Source organism: Streptomyces fradiae ATCC 10745 = DSM 40063 (assembly GCF_008704425.1).
GTDB classification, from domain to species: Bacteria; Actinomycetota; Actinomycetes; order Streptomycetales; family Streptomycetaceae; genus Streptomyces; species Streptomyces fradiae.
In genome coordinates this window covers 3,486,484-3,503,910 of sequence record NZ_CP023696.1, presented here as the reverse complement: position 1 = coordinate 3,503,910, position 17,427 = coordinate 3,486,484, and the positions used below count along the sequence as shown (strand labels likewise).

The following is a 17,427-nucleotide window of genomic DNA, read 5'->3' as shown; positions in this document are numbered from 1 at the left end:
CCGTGGGGGTGCCGGGCGCCGTAAGGGTCCGGCGGCGGGGCCGCCGGGAGGGTCGGCGGGAGGAGTTCCGTCGCGTCGGGGTCCCACGCCCGCGAACCGCTGCCCTGTGGTTGGTCGTTCACCCTGCTCCTCGCCCGCCTGTCCCGCCCGTCCCGTACGTCCCGCCCTACGTGCGGCCCGCCCGACACGTCCGCGCCGCCCCGGCCCGTTCGCGTCTCCTCGTCGCGCCGCCCGGCGACGGTACAGTGCGACGATCGTACGAACTGATGACGGGGGTTCACATGGCACTGTTCGGCAACGCCCACACGGTCGACCCGGCGAGCGCGCAGCAGGAGTACGCCCGCCTCCTCGGCCCCGGCGAGCGGGTGCACGCGGCGTTCCTGCTGATCCGCGACACGATCCTGTTCACCGACCGCCGGCTGATCCTCGTCGACAAGCAGGGGATCACCGGCAAGAAGGTCGAGTACCACTCGATCCCGTACCGCAGCATCACGCACTTCGCGGTGGAGACGGCGGGCACGTTCGACCTCGACGCGGAGCTGAAGATCTGGATCTCCGGCAGCCCGACGCCGGTCCAGAAGACCTTCACCAAGGGCGTCGACATCTACGAGGTGCAGGCGATCCTTACGCAGTTCGTGGCACGCTGACGGCGGCGCGCCGCCACCGTACCGGCCGGCCCGCGCACCGTGCGTAGGCTGGGCCGATCCAGTGGGCGCGCGGGCTCGCGGGCGCGCGGGCGGCGACGAGGCAGGCGGGCGCGGCGATGGCGGACGACCAGCGGTGGCACATGCGGATCGGCGAGGTGGCCCAGCGGACCGGGCTGCCGCTGCGCACGATCCGCCACTACGAGGACGCGGGCATCGCGGCGCCGTCGGCCCGCACCAAGGGCGGCTTCCGGCTCTACACCGCCGCCGACGTGGAGCGCCTGCTGGCGGCCGGGCGGATGAGGCCGCTCGGCTTCACCGTGGACGAGATGCGGGACGTGCTCGACCTCACCGACCGGCTCGCCTCGGTGGACGACCCGCCCGACGACGAGGAGCGGGCGCTGCTGCGGGCCCGCCTCGACACGTACCGGCGGGCCGTCGAGGCACGGTGCGAGGCGCTGCGGGTCCGGCTGCGCAGGGCCGAGGACCTCGCCGCCGCCCTGCGCGGCCACCTGGACCCGGTCGGCTGACCCCGGAGCCGTACTCCTCCGGCCCGAGACCACCGCCGACCCGCGGCCGTACGGCGGCCCGAGACCGTCGCAGCCGACGGTGAACCGCACTCCGGCCCGCGACCGTACGCCGACCCGAGACCGTACGCCGGGGGCCGGGCCCGTACGCCGGGCCCGTACGCCGGGGCCGGGCCCGCGCTGGCACCGTGCGCCGGCCCCGGCGACGGGGCCGGCGGTGGCCCCTCAGGTGTCCAGCACCCCGAGCTGGCGCAGCATGCCGACCTCGTCCCAGTTCCACCAGCTCTCCACGATCTTGCCGTCCTCGCAGCGGAACGTGGCGTGGCCCGTGCCGGCCACGTCCCGGTCGGTCGCCGGGATGCCCCGGTACTCGCGGACGTGGTGGCCCTGGTAGCCGATGCCGACACACACGAGGTCGCCCTCGGCGACGACCCGGTCCAGGGTGAGCCGCGGTTCGAAGGCCGCCAGTATCTCGGCGTTCTCGGCCTTGGCCCGCTCCAGGTCCAGGGCGTCGGAGGAGAGCGCCGGGTCGTGCTCGCGGTATCCGGCGGCGCACAGCGCGTCCGCCGCGTCGATGTCGCGGGCGTTGACGACCCGCTCGAAGAACTCCCTCACCAGCGCCTTGTTGAGCTGTTCGTCCCGGACCACGTCGAGGTCCGTGAACGACGGCTCACCCTCGCAGAGCTCGACCATCTCCTGGTAGATGCGGCCGGTCTCCGGCAGCCTGGAGTTGCGCATCGCCTCCTCGTACGAGGGGAACTCGACGATCTCGACGACGTGGGCCGCGTCGGAGCGGTCCCTGGCGACGATCGAGTGGGTGGCGGTCCGCTTGCCCCGCGTCGCCTCGACCCAGTCGTCCATCAGATTGTTCAGCGCGTCGACCTGCTGTGTACGGCAGTCGATGACCTGCACGAACGTCATGGCGCCCGCCTCCCGCGGTTGACCGGTTGACCCTTCGCCTGACACCAACCACGGTATGCCCGTTCCGCCCCTTGTGTCCCGGGGTACCGGCGGGTCAGGATTCCGGGATCAGCTCCGGCGTCTCGCCCTCCGTCCGCGCGACGTCGATCAGCGAGAACGGGGCGCCCTGCGGGTCCACCAGCGCGGCGAAGCGGCCGAAGGGGCTGTCGACCGGCCCGAACACCACCTTGGCGCCGTGCGTCCTGGCACGCCCGATCGCGGCGTCCACGTCGTCCACGGTGAAGTAGACGCTGACGTACGGCGGGACCTCCGGCGGGAAGCCCTCGTCCATCCGCATCCGGCCGAGCACCGGCTCGCCGCCGACCTCGAAGACCTTGAAGTCGACGTGCTCGTCGGGCATCCGCTTCGTCGCGTACGGGAAGACGGCCGGGAAGAACGCGTCGGCCGCGTCCGCGTCGCGGGTGGTGACCTCCGCCCAGCAGTACGCGCCCGGCACGGCCCGCGCCTCGAAACCCCGGTGCGTACCGGGCTGCCAGGCGCCGAACACGACCCCTCCCGGATCGCGGGCGACCAGCATCTTCCCGAACTCGCCGACCGCCATGGGGCCCATGACGACCTCGCCGCCGCCCTCCCGCACCTTCCGCGCGGTCTCCTCGACGTCGGGCGACGCAAGGTACAGGCACCAGGCGGAGCGGGGCGCCCCGCCGCCCCCGTCGCCCTGACCCGGCATGGGCGGCACGATGGCGGCGACCGCCTTGCCGCCGGCGTACGCCTGCGTGTAGTCGCCGTACTCGGTGGCCTCCTCGCCGTAGGTCCAGCCCAGCACGTCGCCGTAGAAGCGCTTGGCGCCCTCCAGGTCGGTGAACATCGCGTCCGCCCAGACGGGCACCCCCTCGGCGGGCCGTTCGGTCATGGTGATCCCCTCACGGTTCACGGGTGGTGTGACATGTCCGATTCGCCACGCTATCGACCAGCGGGCCGACCCGCGCGCCGGGCCGCGCGCCGGGCCGCGCGCCGGGCCGCGCGCCGACGTCCCCGCCCGACCGCACGAGAGGGCCGCCCGGCAGGCCGTACGACCGGGCCGAAACCGGGGCCCACGACAGGGCCGCGCGGCCCGGACCGCTCGGGGCGGCCGGGCACACGCGCGCCCGCACGGGCAAGGGACTCCCCTCGTGGCCCCTTGTCCATGTTTTTTCGAGTTAACAGTGACGTAGAGTGTTTACGCAAGCCCGCTCAGGACCGGATCCGCCCGAGTCGGGGTCGGTACAGTACGGGCCCGTTGACCGACCGCGCGGAAGCGCCGCACGCGAACATGGGGATCGGGATGGACGACGGCAACGGCGGGGAGCGGACCGCGGCACCCGAGCTGAGAACGCTGCAGCAGAAGGTCGCGTACATGGTGGAGAAGACCTTCCCCGGCCAGAAGGTCTCGGGGCGGGCCTTCTCCGAGCTGGTCAGGGAGCGTGGCGGCGCCCTCTCGCACAGCTACTTCTCCAACATCCTGGCGGGCAAGGTCACCCACCCGTCCGAGGACATCCTCAAGGCCCTCGGGCTGGGCTTCGGCGTGGACTGGCGCTTCTTCAAGGAGGAGTCGGAGGTCGTGGACGACGTGGTCGCGGGCCTCCAGTTCCTCGCCAAGCGCCGTACCGGGGAGATCAGCGGCCTCGCGGCCCGCGGCGCGGGCGACGCCGGCCTCCCGGCGGAGCTGCTGGAGTTCGCGCTCTCCCTCCTCCAGGAGACCCGTGCGGAGGGCCCCGCGGGCGCGGCGGGCGACGCGGCGGGCGACGGTGGGGGCGGTCGCGCGGAGGGCACCGGCGGCGGCGCGGGGAGCCGCCGCTGACGGACACGGGTCCGGCCCGGCTTGGCTAGACTCGCTGACCGCAGGTCGCACACGCGTGACTCCGATCAAGAGGTCCCCATGTCCCAGCGGTCCATGCGCGCGCTGCGCAGAGAGTGCGAGGCCCGTCTGGCCGACCTGCCGATCCCGGCACCGTTCGCCATCCCCGAGCTGGTCGCCAACATGGAGGCCGTGCGGGGCCGCCGCATCGTCCTGCGGGAGCTGCCCGAGCGCCTGGCGCGCGTCGACTCCGCCTGCGGGCTGCGGCTGAAGGCCGGCGACACCAGCTTCGTGCTGTACCGGCGCCGCCCCACGACGTACCAGACGCAGCACGTCATCCTGCACGAGCTGTGCCACGAGTGGTTCGACCACGGCACCTCGCTCGACGCGGAGCGGCTGCGGCGACTGCTGCCGATGTTCGACACGTCGCTGATCTCCCGCGTGATGCAGGCGGGCACCACCGTGCAGGCCCGTGCCCAGTACGACACCCACGACGAGCGGATGGCCGAGCTCGGCGCCTCGCTGATCCCGCGCCTGGCCCGCGGGGTGGCCGGCGACGACATGGTCGGCCGGCTCGCCGACTCCCTGTCCCGGCCGGTCGCCCACCGCCGCCGGGACGTCTTCCGCCGTGACGAGCGAGGCGCAGCCCCGCGCGGCGGCGGCCACCGCGAGGACCGTGACGGCCTCGAGGACCGTGACGGCCGCGAGGGCCGTGACGGCCGCGAGGACCGCGGAGGCCACAGCGACTGACGCGACCGACGCGTCCGATGCGGCCGACGCGTCCGACGCACCCGACGACGAAGCCCCCTGCGAGGACGCGAATTGAGTGCGCTTGACCTGGCCGGCTACCTGGTGGCCGCCCTGATGACGGCGGTGGCGCTGTGGCGGATGCCCGCCGCGCTGTGGGGCGACGAGGAGGACAGGCGGCGCCGCGCCCTGTGGGGCTGCTACGCCGGGTTCGCCGCCGCCCTCTGGACGAAGACGCAGGTCGTACGGGTCAGCCTCAACAACAGCCCGATCGTCGACCTGGCCGTGCTGATCAAGCACTACACGGCGACGGTCGCGATCCTGGCGATCCTCGGCTACATCGTGGCGATCTACGGGACGTACCCGGAGGGCGGGACCGTGCCGCGCCACGTCCGGTTCGCGCGGCTGATCCAGCACGTGGCGGCGAAGGCGTCGGTGGCCACGCTGATCCTGCTGACGGTGCTCTTCTTCACGGTCGTGGACCGCTCCACGCCCTCCGACCGGTTCGTGTCGGACCACGCCGGGCAGTGGGGCGCGTCGCTCTACATGACCGTCTTCTACCTGTACCTGGGGGCCGCGTCCGCCGTGTGCGCCTACCAGTGGGCGCTGGCGACGGCGAACGCGCCGCTGCGGCACCTGCGGGTCGGGCTCGGGATGATGACGGCCGCCATGTTCATCGGCGTCGGATACACGGTGAGCCGGACGCTGTTCCTGTGGATCAGCGTCGTGGAGGAGCCGACCGCCGGCTTCGCCCGGGGCTTCGACAAGGCGACCGAGGCGGCGCAGGTGCTGCTGTTCGCGCTCTTCGCGATCGGCGCCTCCATCCCGGCGTTCGGCTCCGGCTGGCGCCGGGCGCGGCTCTGGCGGGCCCAGGCGGCGCTGCACCCGATGTGGCGGGAGCTCATGACGGCCTTCCCCGACCAGCCGTTCGCCCCGCCGGCGTCGCTGGCGCGGGAGCTGACCCGCTTCGGCACCCCGGCCGACCTGCGGGTGGACCGGTGGGCGGCCGACATCGCGGACGCGGTGGAGAAGCTCCGCCACTACGTGCCGGACGGGCTGCTGCCCGCCGCGCGCGAGGCGGCCGGCTCGACGGGACCGGAGGCGGACGCGTACTGGATCAAGGCCGCGCTGGCGGCGAAGGCGGCGGGCGCCGAGGCGGGGGAGGCCGCGCGGTTCGACACCCGCCCGGCGGCGGACCAGGACGGTGAGGTGGCATGGCTGGTGCGGGTCGCGGAGGCGTACCGCTCGATACCGGAGGAGAAGGCGAGGGGCCTGCTCGTATGACCCCCCGTCCCACACCCCCGGCCCGGCCCACACGCCCCACCCGGCCCGCGCCCCCTGCCCGGCCCGCGCCCTCCCCTGCGGACCCGGCAACGCCGACGCCCCCGCCGGCACCCGTGCCCCCACCCGTCGCCCCGCCGGCACCCGCGCCCCCACCCGTCGCCCCGCCGGCACCCGCGCCCTCAGCCGCGCCCCCGCCCGCGTCGGCACCCCCGGCCACGAGCCCGGCCACCACCCCGCCCGTCGCCCCGGCCACCACCCCGCCCGTCGTCGCCCCGGCCACTTCCGCGCCCGCGACCGAGCCCCCGCCCACGACCGTGGCGGTGGCCGCCCGGCGGGTCACCGACGTGCTCCAGCCGCGCAACGTGCTCCTCGCCGGGATGCCCGCCGTCGGCGCCCTCGCCGCGGGCCACTGGACCGGCCTGCTGTGGGGCCTGCTCGGGGCCCTGTGCGCCGGGATCGTCCCGGCGGCCTATATCGAGTGGGAGCGCGGCCGGGGCCGCTGGGGCGACCGGCACGTCGTGGACCGCACCCAGCGGGCACCGATCTTCCTGGTGATCCTCGGCTCGATCGGTACGGGATCGCTGCTCATGGTGGCGGGCGGCGCCCCGGTCGGCATCCTGACCGCCATGCTCGCGCTGTGGGTGATGACGGTGGGCCTGCTGGCCGTCAACACGGTGTGGAAGATCTCGGTGGACTCGGCGGTCGCGTCGTCGGTGGTGACGCTGCTGGCCTGCGTCGACTCGGCGTGGTGGCTCACCGCGTACGCCCTGACGGCCGCCGTGTGCTGGTCCCGCGTGGCGCTCCGCTACCACACCCCGGCCCAGACCCTGGCGGGCGCGGCCCTGGGCGCGGCCACGTCGCTGGCGTACCTGGTGGGCTGAGGCGGGGCGGGCCGAGGCGGGGCCCCGGCCCGGTCGGGCGAGCCACCAGCAGGGCAGCCGGAGGAGCGCGGCGACCCGGTCGGCCGTCGCCCGGAGGGCCGTCGGCCGACCGGTACGGCCGGCCGCCCCGCGTCAGCCGAGCGCCCCGCCCAGGGCGGCGCCCAGGGCCAGTGCCGCCACGGACGCGACGACCGAGGCGGCCACGTTGGCGGCGGCGTAGCCGGTGGCACCCGCCCGGCTCAGGCGCAGGGTCTCGTACGAGAACGTCGAGTACGTCGACAGCGCCCCGCACAGCCCCGTGCCCAGCAGGGCGTACGCCGGGGACGCCACGGCCGCGCCCGCGAGGACCCCCAGGACGAGGGAGCCCAGCACGTTGACGGCCAGGGTGCCCCAGGGGAACACCGTGTCGTGCCGGGACTGGACCGCCCGGTCGGTCAGGTACCGCAGCGGGGCGCCCAGCGCACCGCCCGCCAGGACGAGCAGCCAGGTCACCGCGCCCCGCCCCCGCCGTCCCCGCGGGCCCCGCCCCCGTCCGCCCGGTCACCCGCACGCACCCCGTCCCCGCCGCCCCGGTCTCCCCCACCGCCCTCGCCGCCGCTCCCACCGCCCCCGTACCGGAGCACCTCGACCCGCTCCAGGGTCACCAGGCATCCGTCCACCAGGCCGGCCAGCCGGGGCAGGAACGCCCGGACACGGGCGTCGTCGTCCACGATCACCACGGCCACCGGCAGGTCCTCGCTCAGCGACAGCAGCCGCGACGTGTGGACCACGGACGACGCGCCGAAGCCCTCCACGCCCCGGAAGACGCTCGCCCCCGCCAGTCCCGCCTCGTGCGCGCGGTGCACGACCTCCGCGTACAGCGGCCGGTGGTGCCACTGGTCGGCCTCGCCGAGGATCACCGTCAGCCGCGTCGCCGCCCCCGTGCCCGGCGCCCCCGTACCCGCTGCCCCCGTACCCGGCGCCCCCGTGCCCGGCGCCCCCGTACCCGCTGCCCCTGTCGTCCCACCGGTCATGCCCGCCTCCTCCCGCCCACCGCCGCCAGCACGGCCCGCGTCGCCCACGCGGCCGTCGCGACCGCCGCCAGCGCGGCCAGGAGCGTACCCGCCAGGTACACCGCCGCCGGGACCGCACGGCCCTGCTCCAGCAGCGTCCGGATGTCCAGGGCGTACGTCGAGAACGTCGTGAACCCGCCGAGCATCCCCGTACCGACCAGCGGCCGCAGCAGCCGGTGAGGGTGCCGCGCCTCGTCCAGCACCGCCATGAACACCCCCATCAGCGCGCAGCCCGCGACGTTCGTCCACAGTGTCGCCCAGGGGAAGGCGCCCGGCGCGGTGGGCAGCGCCAGCGCCACCCCGTACCGCGCCCCCGCGCCCAGCGCGCCGCCGACCGCCACGGCACCGAGCACCGCCCACGACCCGGCGGCGCGCCGTACCGCCCGCGCGGAAGCGGCCCCCGCACGCCGGACGGGACCCCCGTACGGCCGCCCCGGCGCGTGGCCGCCCGAGCGCCGCGCGGGCGAGGAGCCGCCGGGGTGCCGTCCGGACCCCGCCCCCGTCCGCGGCCCGGCCGGTCGTGCGGGGCCTGGCGGGGGAGCACCGTCGTCGGGCGCGCGGCCGTCCGGCGTGGGGCGCTGGTTCATGGGAGGGGAGCCTAGGCCGCCGAGCGACGCCCCGCGCACCGGGCGGCGACCCCGGTCACCCACCCGGCCACGGCCCCCACCCGCGGCTGCGGCTGCGGGTCCTTCCGCCCGGCGGGACACTGGTCGGGTCGGACACAAGACGGACAACTCCATCGGAGGCGAGACCCCATGGCTTCCCTCGTCGTCGAAGACATGCTCCGCACCTACCCCGCCGACCTCGGAGACGTCGACCGGCAGAAGCTCGCGCACTGCATCGAGGAGTGCGCCGCCTGCGCGCAGGCGTGCGGCGCCTGTGCCGACGCGTGCCTCTCGGAGACCGGGCACCTCGACATGCTCGCCAAGTGCATCCGCACCAACATGGACTGCGCCGACGTGTGCCAGGCGACCGGCTCGGTGCTCTCCCGCCACACCGGCTACGACGCCAATCTGACCCGCGCGGTCCTCCGCGCCTGCGTCGTGGCGTGCGCCACCTGCGCCGACGAGTGCGAACGGCACGCCTCGCGGCACGAGCACTGCCGCGTCTGCGCCGATGCCTGCCACCGCTGCCGGCAGGCGTGCGACGACCTCCTGGGCGCCCTCGGGTAGCCCCCTGACGCCGCACGGACCGGCGGACACCCGGTGCGCGCGGCCGGCCCGCGGGCCCGCCCCCGGCGACGCACCTCCGGGGCGGGCCCTCAGCCGGCGGTCAGGAGGCGGGTGACGAGGCCGTCCACGTCGACCCGCTCCTCGCCCTCCGGCACCACCTCGTACGTACGCTCCAGGAACCGCGCCAGCGACTCCTCGCCGACGGTGAAGTCGGCCTCGCCGCACAGTTCTATGTGGACCCCCGGCCAGATCCGGACGTCCCCCTCGCCGACCGGCCGCCGCATGCCCTCCCGCAGCATCTCCCGGTCGAGGCGCCACTCCGCGTACACGTGATCGCCGTTGGCGAAGGCCACCCGCACCGCGTAGGGGTCGGTCTCGTCGTAGGTCATGTGGGCCATCACCGGCAGTTCGTGCAGGCGCATGAAGAGCTTGTCGTGCAGGACCGCGCTCATGGGTTCCTCCCGAGGACTCTGGGGGCGGGCTCCGGGCTCCGGACTCCGGGCTCCGAAAGGAGTTCCCTCCCAGGTGCCCCCGAGGGCCCGGCCCTATCCCGCGCCCCGCGAATCCGCCCGGACCGCCCCGATTGATCAACTACTGCACCGTGAGCGTGAGATGCGTCGCATGTCCGCTTCCGGACTCACCGGGAGGCGTGCCCTCCGCCTAACGTGAGCGGGTGCATTCCCCGTCGCCCCTCGCCACCGTCGTCACGGCGTTCGCGCCGCGTCTGGCCGAGTTCGCCTTCGAACCCGGCTTCGTCGCCGCCGTCGACCAGCACGTCGCCGCTGTGCGCGAGCGCGTCGGCGCGACCGGACCGGGGCTGGAGCCGGGACCGCCGGACGGGGAGACCCTCTCGGACTACGCGCTCGGGTTCCTCGACGCCCTCGCCGAGACCGGCTGGGACGAGCCGCCGGGCCATGACTTCGCGGTGTGCCGGCTGACCGCCGTCTGCTGGCTGATACGCCGGTACGACCTCCTGGACACCGGCGAGGAGCACCGGCACGGGGTCCAGGACCGGGGCCAGGGCCTCGACCGGGACCGGCATCCTGACCAGGCCCGGGACCAGGACCGCGGCCGAAACCAGGACCGCAGCCGGGACCGGGACCAGGACCGGGATCTCGACCTGGACGCGGACTGACCGATCCCCGGACCGGCGAGGTCCAGCCAGGACCGAGCGCAGGCGCAAGTCCAGGACGAGTCCAGCCCCAGACCCAGACCCAGCCCCAGACCCAGACCCAGACCCAGACCCAGACCCAGGCCCAGGCCCGACGAAGCCGCGCCCCGGTCAGTCCTCCTCCCTCACCCGGCCGCGCCGGGCCCCGGCTCCGCCGGAGCCGTCAGCTCCGGTCGGCGCCGCCCGGGCCGCCGCCGCCCGCCCCGCGCTGCTGGCGCTCCTGCTCGCGCTGCTGCCGGGACAGGGCGTCCTCGCGGCCGGCCATGTACGCGCCGGCGCCCGAGCGGGCCTTCGACGTCTCCTGCTCGGCCGCGCTCATCCACCGCTCCAACCGCTGCCGCATCGGGACGACCGCGCCCCCGCCGACCCCGACGATCAGGATGCCGGCCGCCGTCGCGAGCACCGCGTACAGCACCGGCTGCGTGACGGCCGTGGCGATGCCCGCCTGACCCAGCGCGGCGATCACGCCCAGCGCGACGATCACGGCCCAGACGACGGTCGCGACCGTGTTCCCGTACGAGACGCCGGAGAGGACGCCCCGCACGATGGTGCGCACCGCGTTGGCGATGGCCATCGCGACGACCACCAGCACCAGCGCGACCAGCGCCCGCGGCAGCCAGGCGACGATGCCGTTGATCATGCCGCTGATCGGATTCGGCCCGAAGACGCCGAAGGCGAGCTGGAGGGTGACGAGGAGGAGCCCGTAGTACACGACCTTGCTGAGGATGCCCGTCGCGTCGTACTGCGAGTTCGCGAGCATGCGCTGGGCGCCCGCGCGCTCGCTGAGCCGCTCGAAGCCGACCTTCCGCAGGACCCGGTCCACCACCTTGGCGATGACCTTCGACAGGAACCAGCCGATGACCAGGATGACCAGGAACGCCACGAACTTGGGCACGAACTGGGCGACCTTCGACCAGGCGTCGGAGACGCCCTGCTGGAAGTCGACCGCGAGGCTGATGGTCGGGACGTACGGGGTCATGGGAGGCCCTCCAGTCGGCAAGCGACACTTACCCCTCCGGGATATCAGCGCCCGTCTCCCGGCGCCCCCCGGCGATCCACAGGCGCACCCATCCGTATGACGATCGGCCCGCGACACGGCCCCCGGGCCCTTCCGGCCCCGCCCACCCGACGGAAGCGCGGCCCCCGCACCTCCGCGCGGCACCCGCTCGGCGGGTGTGCGGGCACGGGCGTCAACCGGTTGGTGCACGTCCGCGCGCGGGCCGCGCCCCCGCTTCCTACCGTGACTGAATGATCGTCAGCTCATCGGCCCGCTCCGCCCCCGGTCTCCTCCCCGGCCTCCTCCCGCTCCTCCTGCTCGCCCTCCTCCTCCCCGTGCTGGTGCTGTCGGCCGCCGTGTCCGCCGCCGGCGCGGTGCACCGCCCCAGCGAGCCGACGCCGCCCCGGCCCGGCGCCCGCGTCGACCCCGCGCTGCTGCATCGCTCCGGTACGCAGGTGCGGCTCCCGCCCGGCGCCACACCGCCGCCGGCCCTCTCGGCGCGTGCCTGGCTCGTCGCGGACGCGGGCACCGGACACGTGCTGGCCGCACGCGACGCCCACAGGCGGCTGCCGCCCGCCTCCACCCTGAAGGCCCTGTTCGCCCTGACCGTGCTGCCGAAGCTCTCGCAGACCGCCCAGCACACGGTCGCCGAGGAGGAGCTGACCGGCATCGGCGCCGGCAGCAGTCTCGTCGGCGTGAAGGAGAACCTGACGTACCGGATCGCGGACCTCTGGCGCGGCGTGTTCCTGCACTCCGGCAACGACGCCGTGCGCGTCCTGGCCGGCCTGAACGGCGGCTGGGAGGCGACCGCCCGCCAGATGGAGGCCACCGCCCGGTCGCTCGGCGCGATGGACACCAAGGTGGTGTCCCCCGACGGCTACGACGCGCCGGGCCAGGTCTCGTCCGCGTACGACCTCGCCGTCTTCGGGCGGGAGGGGCTGCGGAACCCGGACTTCGCGCGGTACTGCTCGCTGCCCTACGCCACCTTCCCCGCGGGCGGCTGGTCGTACGGCATCCGCAACACCAACCGGCTGCTCACCGGCGAGGACGGCATCGCGAAGTACCCCGGCATCCTCGGCGTGAAGAACGGCTACACCAGCAACGCCGGCCACACCCTGATCGCCGCCGCCCGCCGCGACGGGCGCACGCTGGTCGTGACGGTCCTGAACCCGTCCGGCGGCCAGCGCGCCGTGTACGAGGAGGCGCGCGAGCTGCTCGACTGGGGGTTCGCCACCGGGCCGGCCGCGCGGCCCGTGGGGTCGCTGCTGCCGCCCGCCGCGACGCGGCTCGTGTCCGGTGCCCCGAAGGCGCCCGCCACGCCCGGGACCGGTACGGCCCCGGCGGCCGCCGGGGCGCCCGGCAGGGGCGCCGCGTCCGGCCCGTCGGCCGGTACGGCCCCCCGGGCCGCCGCGGAGGCCGCGTCCGGGTCCCGTACCCCCGCTGCCACCGCCCCCTCGGCCGCGTCCGCGGGGACGCCCGCCGGGACGCAGGGCTCCGGGGGCGCACCGCTCCCGGCCGGAGCGGCGGCGGCCCCGGGAACGGCGGGCGCGACGGGTCCGGCCGGGGCGGACGGCGGACGCGCGCCGAGCGCGCTGGTCCCGCTCCTGGTGGTCGGTTCGGCGTGCGTGGCCGCCGCGGCGCTGTGGGCGACGCGGCGGCGCACGGCGCGGTGAGGCCGGCCCGGCGCTACACGGCCGGGTCGTCCCCGCCCCCGCCCGCGCTCCCGCTGCCGTACGGGCGGGTGATGATCTCCATGGCGTGGCGGGACGGGTCCATGAAGTACAGGCCGCGTCCGCCGTCGTTGCGGTTGATCTCGCCGGGTCGCTCCTGGCGCGGATCGGCCCAGTAGGGGATCCCGGCCTGCCTGATCCGCGCGAAGGCGGCGTCGAACTCGGCCTCCGAGATCAGGAACGCGTAGTGCTGGGTGGTGATGTGGTCCTCGGGGACCGTCGCGAAGTCGAGGGTGACCCCGTTCGCGGTCTCGACCGGGAGGAAGGGGCCCGTCTCGGCGCCGACCTCCAGCCCGAGGACGTGGGCGAGGAACTCGGCGGACTCCCGCCTGTCCTTGGCGTGCACGATGGTGTGGTTGAGCTGTACTGCCACGCTGGAATGCCTCCGTAAGGCATCTCACGGGCACCTCCATGCCTCACCCGGCCGGTGACCGGCACGCGATGCCCTGCCGATGAGCCTAGGCGGAGCCGCCGCGGCCCGACGAGCGGTTTTCGGTCAGTCCCAGTGCCCACCGCTGCACCGACTCCACCGGCCCCGCCGAGAACCGCCGCAGCCACAGCGCCGACCCGGCCAGCATCAGGACCGAGACGGCCGCCCACAGGCCCATCACCCACCACGGGTCCCAGCCGCGCCCCCCGCCGCCGAGTTCGGCGGCCAGCCCCAGGCCGAAGCCGTACGAGACGAGGACGCACACCACGTTCTGCAGCACGTACCCCGACAGGGCCGTGCGGCCCAGCGACGTCAGCCCCCGCGTCAGCGGGCCGGGCCGCCGCACCCGGTCCACGACGGCGCCGATCACACCGATGTACCCGACGGCGACCAGCGGCGCCGCCACGTACCGGCCCATCAGGAACCAGTCCTCACCGCCCAGCGCGCACGCCACGTTCAGGGGCACGCCCAGGCCGAGGCCCCAGCGCAGCATCCGCGCCCGCAGGCGGCGCCCCGTCCCGTCCGAGCCGAAGGCACCCGCCCGCAGCAGCCGCACGCCCAGCAGGAACAGGAACAGCAGCAGCCCGAAGGTCAGCACCGGTTCCATCCGCAGCACCAGCGCGTTCTCCAGGCGGAAGGCGACCTGGTCCGCCCAGCTGCCGTGCGCGTAGAGGTCCACCACCTCCTGCGGCACCCCTCCGCCCCCGCTTCCGGCCCCGGTGCCGTCCCCGCCCCCGTACGCGACGAGGCCCGCCGTCAGCAGGCCCATCAGCGTCAGGTGCGCCCCGGCCGCCCAGGCCATCACGCGACGGCGGGCGCGCGCCGAGCGGGCCAGCAGCCAGGCGGTGAGCATCGCGGTCACGGCGTACCCCATCAGCACGTCCCACGCGAAGACCAGCAGGAAGTGCAGGGTGCCCTCGACGAAGAGGAACAGCGCGCGCCACCGGTAGCGGCCCGGCCAGGGCCGCCCGTGCCGCTCCGCCGAGCGGTACTGGATGGCCAGCCCCGCGCCGAACAGGATGGTCAGCATCGACAGGAACTTGCCGTCCGCGACCAGCCGGAAGACCGCCTCCGCCCAGGCCCCGGCCCACTCCCAGGCCGGGCCGCCGCCCTGTGCCGAGCCTCCGCCCCCGGACGACGACCCGGTCCCGGCCGCCCCGCCCGCCGGCGAACCGCCCGAGAGGACGCCCCACTCGGCGCCGGGACCGGTGAAGATCCACACGTTGGTCATCAGCGTGCCGATGATGGCGACCCCGCGCACCACGTCCAGCAGCGGCATCCGGCCGCTCCCGCCGGGCGGCGCGGCGGCGCCCTTCGCGGGCGTCGTCGTCCCGCTCGTCGGTGTCGTCGTCCCGTCAGCCGGCGTCCTCGTCATGCCTTCCATCGTCCGAGCGGCGCGGCCCCGTGGCGTCGTGTCGGAGGACGAACCGCCACTGCGCCGAAGGATGTACCCGGGCCGCCGCGGGCACGAGGTCTTCCTGCCCGCGATGTACACCCCCCGACCGCCGGCCCGGGCGTCCCGACTCCGACGCGCCCCCTCGGCCACCGGCCGGTCAGCCGCCGACCCGCCCGACCCGCCGGTCGCCTCGCAGGCGAGCCAGCCGCCCGGTCATCCTCCGGTCAGCACGGCCGGATCGGTACGCCCCCGCACGACGCGGGGCGGCGGCGGGCAGGGGCCGCACGGTGGCCCCCCGCCCCGCACCGCCCGGCCCTCATCCGCCGGACGGCAGCCGGACGTTCTCCACGAACGCGACGAGGTTGGCCCGCAACCGCTCGATCCGCCCCTCCACGCCGAGCGACTCCTCGTAGCGGGTGCGCAGCGCCGGCTGCCGCTTGCCGCGCACGTACAGCGAGCAGGCGAGGTCGGAGCAGACGTAGATGCCGACCGAGTTGCCGTCGCGTCCGGAGGCGCCCGCGCGCGGGGCGGCGAGCAGGGAGACGCCCGACGAGGCGTGCCCCGTGAGGCAGACACGGCAGAGACTGGACTTCACGGCGCTGGTACGGGCCGCCTCCGGCACCCGGAGGGTGATCCCGACCGGGCGGGCGCCGCCTCCCCCGGCTTCCGGCAGGGCGCCGGCCGGGAGGACGATGTGGGCGCGGAGCGGGGCTCCGGGGTCGCGCCAGCCGAGGAAGTCCAGGTCCTCCCAGGGGAGGTCGGCGAAGTCGGCCGGCAGCTTGAGCCGGGCCGCGTCGCCCTTGGAGCAATTGATGAAGGACGCGCGGATCTGTTTCTCTGAGAGCGGTTCCACGTGTGCCGACCGTACGGACAGCCCGCCCGAGACGCACGTGCTTTTCTCGTTTGCCTCGCTTTGTGTGGGTACTCGGTCGCCATGAGTACACAGACAGCGCCCGGCGCGGGCGGCGCGGAAACGCCCGCCGCGCCCCAGCCCATCTCCCTCCACCGCGACATCCAGGGCAGAGTCCGCACCTGCCGCCCGGCCCGCACGGACAGAGAACCGGAGGACCCCACCGCCCAGGAGTGGCACATCATCCTGGGCGAGGACTGATCCAGGCGGACACCGAGGGCGGCCCGGCCCCCACTCGGACGGCCCCGTCGTCACCACGCACGAGCTGCCCGACCGAGCGCTCCGTCCCACCGGCCGCCCTCCCACCCCTGCGCGTCCACGCCCCTCGTGCACGCCCCCACCACCCTCCAACGGCCGCTCCGTGATGAACAGCCGTCCCCGTGGAGGCCCGCCGGCCCCACCGAGATCACGCCGCCCCGCCGGGAGAAGCCTCCTGCGGCAGGACCTGGCGGCCCTACCGACCCACCAGGTGGGCGTAGTCCCGCGGGTGCGCCGACAGGTACGCGCGCAAGGTCATCGGCTCGTGGCCCGCCACCCGCTCGACGGTGTCGGAGACCGCGGCCAGCTCACCCCGCGCGACGGCCTCGTACGAGCTGACCCAGCCGTCGAGCCGCCACCGCTCGGCGCCGTACCCGGCACGTGACGCGTATGCCTCCTCCCTGGTCTCCGGCAGGTACCGGATCGTCCGTCCGGTAGCCCGCGACATCTCCTCGGCCGCCTCCGCGAGGGTGAACGCCTCTCCTCCCGTCACGTCGTACGCTGCGCCGTCGTGCCGGCGGTCACGGGCCAGCAGCACCACCGCCGCCACGTCGGCGATGTCCTCGTGCGCGACGGCGGCCACCCTGCCGTTGCCCGCCGGGCCCCTGATCACCCCGTCCGGACCAGTCATCGCGGGGATGCCCGCCAGGTACCAGTTGTCCCGCAGGAACGTGAACGCCAGCCCCTCGTGGGCGCGGACGTACTGCTCCGTGTGCCAGTGGTCCCGCGCGAACGTGAACGTCGCGTCCGGCCCGGCCCCCTGGAACGACAGGTACACGATCCGCCCCACCCCGGCCGCCACCGCCGCGTCCACGGCCGTCCGGTGCTCCGCCACCCGGTCGGGCGACTCGTGCGCCGACACCAGGAACAGCGTGTCCGCACCGTCCAGCGCCGCCCTCATCGCCTCGCCGTCCCCGTACGCGGCGGGCGGCGCCTTCACCGCCCCCGGCACCTCCGGAAGCCGCGCCGGATCCCGTCCCAGCAACCGCACCGGCACCCCGGCCGCGCCCAGCCGGTCGGCCACGCGCCGCCCGATCCGCCCGGAGGCTCCGGTGACCGCCACCACGTCATCGCTCATACCGGCAGTCTCCGCCCGGCACGCCCACCCGGCACCCCGACCGCCCTCTCCACACCCCCTTCCGGCACCCCGACCGCCCTCTCCACACCCCCTTCCGGCACCCCGGACGTCCCCTCACCCAGTTCCTCGGCCACTCACCTCAGCCCATCCCCGCATCAGCGCACCCGCCCCTGCCGCACCCCGCACCCCGCACCCGGCCCACCCGGCGCCACCGCTCCAGCGCCCCCACGCCCCGTCCACGACGCCGCGCACCACCAGGACCCGAGCCCACGCCAGGCGTCAGGTACGCCGCCTCATCCGGCAGGACCAGCCTACGGACGAAACGCCACAGCCGCCCGGCCCTGTGGACAACCAGGCCGGGCGGCTGTGGACAACCGGAACCGCGAACGAGG

Annotated in this window: 19 protein-coding genes and 2 pseudogenes; 10 read left to right on the top strand and 11 right to left on the bottom strand. The window is 75.2% G+C overall.

The window, feature by feature from the left end; all coding sequences use genetic code 11:
- Nucleotides 1–281: 281 nt before the first annotated feature.
- Nucleotides 282–647 carry a PH domain-containing protein gene (locus CP974_RS15505; RefSeq protein ID WP_031131948.1) on the top strand — a complete coding sequence of 122 codons (366 nt, stop codon included), beginning with the start codon at nt 282–284 and terminating at the stop codon, nt 645–647.
- A gap of 116 nt (nt 648–763) precedes the next feature.
- Entirely contained in the window at nt 764–1,174 is a 411-nt protein-coding gene (locus CP974_RS15500) for a MerR family transcriptional regulator (protein WP_031131949.1), read from the top strand.
- Nucleotides 1,175–1,396: 222 nt separating this feature from the next.
- Here CP974_RS15500 and CP974_RS15495 read toward each other — a convergent pair whose 3' ends face one another.
- Nucleotides 1,397–2,092, bottom strand: a complete 696-nt coding sequence (locus tag CP974_RS15495) for an ester cyclase (protein ID WP_031131950.1) — start codon at nt 2,090–2,092, stop codon at nt 1,397–1,399.
- Nucleotides 2,093–2,186: 94 nt separating this feature from the next.
- Nucleotides 2,187–3,005 (bottom strand): VOC family protein, encoded by an 819-nt coding sequence (locus CP974_RS15490; RefSeq protein WP_031131951.1) that lies wholly within the window; start codon nt 3,003–3,005, stop codon nt 2,187–2,189.
- Nucleotides 3,006–3,416: 411 nt separating this feature from the next.
- Between CP974_RS15490 and CP974_RS15485 the strand changes: the two genes are divergently transcribed.
- The 4 genes and pseudogenes from CP974_RS15485 (at nt 3,417) to CP974_RS15470 (ending at nt 6,841) form a co-directional block, all read left to right on the top strand.
- Nucleotides 3,417–3,932: a hypothetical protein gene (locus CP974_RS15485; RefSeq protein ID WP_051839454.1), complete on the top strand. Its 516-nt coding sequence runs from the start codon at nt 3,417–3,419 to the stop codon at nt 3,930–3,932.
- Nucleotides 3,933–4,010: 78 nt separating this feature from the next.
- A pseudogene (locus CP974_RS15480) lies at nt 4,011–4,559 on the top strand (toxin); the annotation flags it as partial.
- Between the two features lie 192 nt (nt 4,560–4,751).
- A complete protein-coding gene (locus CP974_RS15475) occupies nt 4,752–5,960 on the top strand; it encodes an MAB_1171c family putative transporter (RefSeq protein WP_031131956.1) in 1,209 nt (402 codons plus the stop codon).
- 377 nt (nt 5,961–6,337) lie between these two features.
- Nucleotides 6,338–6,841 carry a hypothetical protein gene (locus CP974_RS15470; RefSeq protein WP_223844329.1) on the top strand — a complete coding sequence of 168 codons (504 nt, stop codon included), beginning with the start codon at nt 6,338–6,340 and terminating at the stop codon, nt 6,839–6,841.
- A 132-nt stretch (nt 6,842–6,973) separates the two neighbouring features.
- Here the strand turns inward: CP974_RS15470 and CP974_RS15465 are convergent, their stop codons facing one another.
- The 3 genes from CP974_RS15465 to CP974_RS30275 are packed head-to-tail and all read right to left on the bottom strand — an operon-like array spanning nt 6,974 to nt 8,246.
- Nucleotides 6,974–7,333: a fluoride efflux transporter FluC gene (locus CP974_RS15465; protein WP_031137317.1), complete on the bottom strand. Its 360-nt coding sequence runs from the start codon at nt 7,331–7,333 to the stop codon at nt 6,974–6,976.
- Nucleotides 7,330–7,854 carry a DUF190 domain-containing protein gene (locus CP974_RS15460; RefSeq protein WP_150485813.1) on the bottom strand — a complete coding sequence of 175 codons (525 nt, stop codon included), beginning with the start codon at nt 7,852–7,854 and terminating at the stop codon, nt 7,330–7,332. Before CP974_RS15460 ends, CP974_RS15465 begins: the two co-directional genes overlap by 4 nt.
- Entirely contained in the window at nt 7,851–8,246 is a 396-nt protein-coding gene (locus tag CP974_RS30275; protein WP_051839168.1) for a FluC/FEX family fluoride channel, read from the bottom strand. Before CP974_RS30275 ends, CP974_RS15460 begins: the two co-directional genes overlap by 4 nt.
- A 402-nt stretch (nt 8,247–8,648) precedes the next feature.
- Between CP974_RS30275 and CP974_RS15450 the strand changes: the two genes are divergently transcribed.
- A complete protein-coding gene (locus tag CP974_RS15450) occupies nt 8,649–9,065 on the top strand; it encodes a four-helix bundle copper-binding protein (protein ID WP_031129799.1) in 417 nt (138 codons plus the stop codon).
- 89 nt (nt 9,066–9,154) lie between these two features.
- Here the strand turns inward: CP974_RS15450 and CP974_RS15445 are convergent, their stop codons facing one another.
- A complete protein-coding gene (locus CP974_RS15445; RefSeq protein ID WP_031129798.1) occupies nt 9,155–9,517 on the bottom strand; it encodes an SsgA family sporulation/cell division regulator in 363 nt (120 codons plus the stop codon).
- Between the two features lie 221 nt (nt 9,518–9,738).
- Between CP974_RS15445 and CP974_RS15440 the strand changes: the two are divergent.
- Nucleotides 9,739–10,041: pseudogene (locus CP974_RS15440) on the top strand (DUF6401 family natural product biosynthesis protein); the annotation flags it as partial.
- A gap of 358 nt (nt 10,042–10,399) precedes the next feature.
- On the opposite strand, the gene CP974_RS15435 reads toward CP974_RS15440, so the two are convergent.
- Nucleotides 10,400–11,215: a mechanosensitive ion channel family protein gene (locus CP974_RS15435; RefSeq protein WP_051839167.1), complete on the bottom strand. Its 816-nt coding sequence runs from the start codon at nt 11,213–11,215 to the stop codon at nt 10,400–10,402.
- A gap of 269 nt (nt 11,216–11,484) precedes the next feature.
- Here CP974_RS15435 and CP974_RS15430 point away from each other — a divergent pair, with 269 nt between their 5' ends.
- Complete coding sequence (locus CP974_RS15430) at nt 11,485–12,906, top strand: D-alanyl-D-alanine carboxypeptidase family protein (protein ID WP_031129795.1); 1,422 nt, start codon at nt 11,485–11,487, stop codon at nt 12,904–12,906.
- A 13-nt stretch (nt 12,907–12,919) separates the two neighbouring features.
- On the opposite strand, the gene CP974_RS15425 is transcribed toward CP974_RS15430, so the two are convergent.
- From CP974_RS15425 to CP974_RS15415, 3 genes are all read right to left on the bottom strand, one after another.
- Complete coding sequence (locus CP974_RS15425) at nt 12,920–13,336, bottom strand: VOC family protein (protein WP_031129794.1); 417 nt, start codon at nt 13,334–13,336, stop codon at nt 12,920–12,922.
- 85 nt (nt 13,337–13,421) lie between these two features.
- The gene (locus tag CP974_RS15420) at nt 13,422–14,768 is read right to left on the bottom strand and encodes a DUF418 domain-containing protein (RefSeq protein WP_051839165.1); all 1,347 of its coding nucleotides are present in this window, start codon (nt 14,766–14,768) and stop codon (nt 13,422–13,424) included.
- Nucleotides 14,769–15,105: 337 nt separating this feature from the next.
- Nucleotides 15,106–15,642 carry an FBP domain-containing protein gene (locus CP974_RS15415; protein ID WP_031129792.1) on the bottom strand — a complete coding sequence of 179 codons (537 nt, stop codon included), beginning with the start codon at nt 15,640–15,642 and terminating at the stop codon, nt 15,106–15,108.
- Between the two features lie 81 nt (nt 15,643–15,723).
- Here CP974_RS15415 and CP974_RS29645 point away from each other — a divergent pair, with 81 nt between their 5' ends.
- Nucleotides 15,724–15,900 carry a hypothetical protein gene (locus CP974_RS29645; protein WP_158935948.1) on the top strand — a complete coding sequence of 59 codons (177 nt, stop codon included), beginning with the start codon at nt 15,724–15,726 and terminating at the stop codon, nt 15,898–15,900.
- A gap of 253 nt (nt 15,901–16,153) precedes the next feature.
- Here the strand turns inward: CP974_RS29645 and CP974_RS15410 are convergent, their stop codons facing one another.
- Nucleotides 16,154–17,035 carry an NAD(P)H-binding protein gene (locus tag CP974_RS15410; protein WP_031129791.1) on the bottom strand — a complete coding sequence of 294 codons (882 nt, stop codon included), beginning with the start codon at nt 17,033–17,035 and terminating at the stop codon, nt 16,154–16,156.
- Nucleotides 17,036–17,427: the final 392 nt, after the last annotated feature.

What these genes read in the sequence shown, in the direction of transcription:
- CP974_RS15505 (WP_031131948.1), top strand. Translation starts at nt 282, where the DNA reads ATGGCACTGTTCGGCAACGCCCACACGGTCGACCCGGCGAGCGCGCAG.
- CP974_RS15500 (WP_031131949.1), top strand. Translation starts at nt 764, where the DNA reads ATGGCGGACGACCAGCGGTGGCACATGCGGATCGGCGAGGTGGCCCAG.
- CP974_RS15495 (WP_031131950.1), bottom strand. Translation starts at nt 2,092, where the DNA reads ATGACGTTCGTGCAGGTCATCGACTGCCGTACACAGCAGGTCGACGCG.
- CP974_RS15490 (WP_031131951.1), bottom strand. Translation starts at nt 3,005, where the DNA reads ATGACCGAACGGCCCGCCGAGGGGGTGCCCGTCTGGGCGGACGCGATG.
- CP974_RS15485 (WP_051839454.1), top strand. Translation starts at nt 3,417, where the DNA reads ATGGACGACGGCAACGGCGGGGAGCGGACCGCGGCACCCGAGCTGAGA.
- CP974_RS15470 (WP_223844329.1), top strand. Translation starts at nt 6,338, where the DNA reads ATGCCCGCCGTCGGCGCCCTCGCCGCGGGCCACTGGACCGGCCTGCTG.
- CP974_RS15460 (WP_150485813.1), bottom strand. Translation starts at nt 7,854, where the DNA reads ATGACCGGTGGGACGACAGGGGCAGCGGGTACGGGGGCGCCGGGCACG.
- CP974_RS15450 (WP_031129799.1), top strand. Translation starts at nt 8,649, where the DNA reads ATGGCTTCCCTCGTCGTCGAAGACATGCTCCGCACCTACCCCGCCGAC.
- CP974_RS15445 (WP_031129798.1), bottom strand. Translation starts at nt 9,517, where the DNA reads ATGAGCGCGGTCCTGCACGACAAGCTCTTCATGCGCCTGCACGAACTG.
- CP974_RS15435 (WP_051839167.1), bottom strand. Translation starts at nt 11,215, where the DNA reads ATGACCCCGTACGTCCCGACCATCAGCCTCGCGGTCGACTTCCAGCAG.
- CP974_RS15430 (WP_031129795.1), top strand. Translation starts at nt 11,485, where the DNA reads ATGATCGTCAGCTCATCGGCCCGCTCCGCCCCCGGTCTCCTCCCCGGC.
- CP974_RS15420 (WP_051839165.1), bottom strand. Translation starts at nt 14,768, where the DNA reads ATGACGAGGACGCCGGCTGACGGGACGACGACACCGACGAGCGGGACG.
- CP974_RS29645 (WP_158935948.1), top strand. Translation starts at nt 15,724, where the DNA reads ATGAGTACACAGACAGCGCCCGGCGCGGGCGGCGCGGAAACGCCCGCC.
- CP974_RS15410 (WP_031129791.1), bottom strand. Translation starts at nt 17,035, where the DNA reads ATGAGCGATGACGTGGTGGCGGTCACCGGAGCCTCCGGGCGGATCGGG.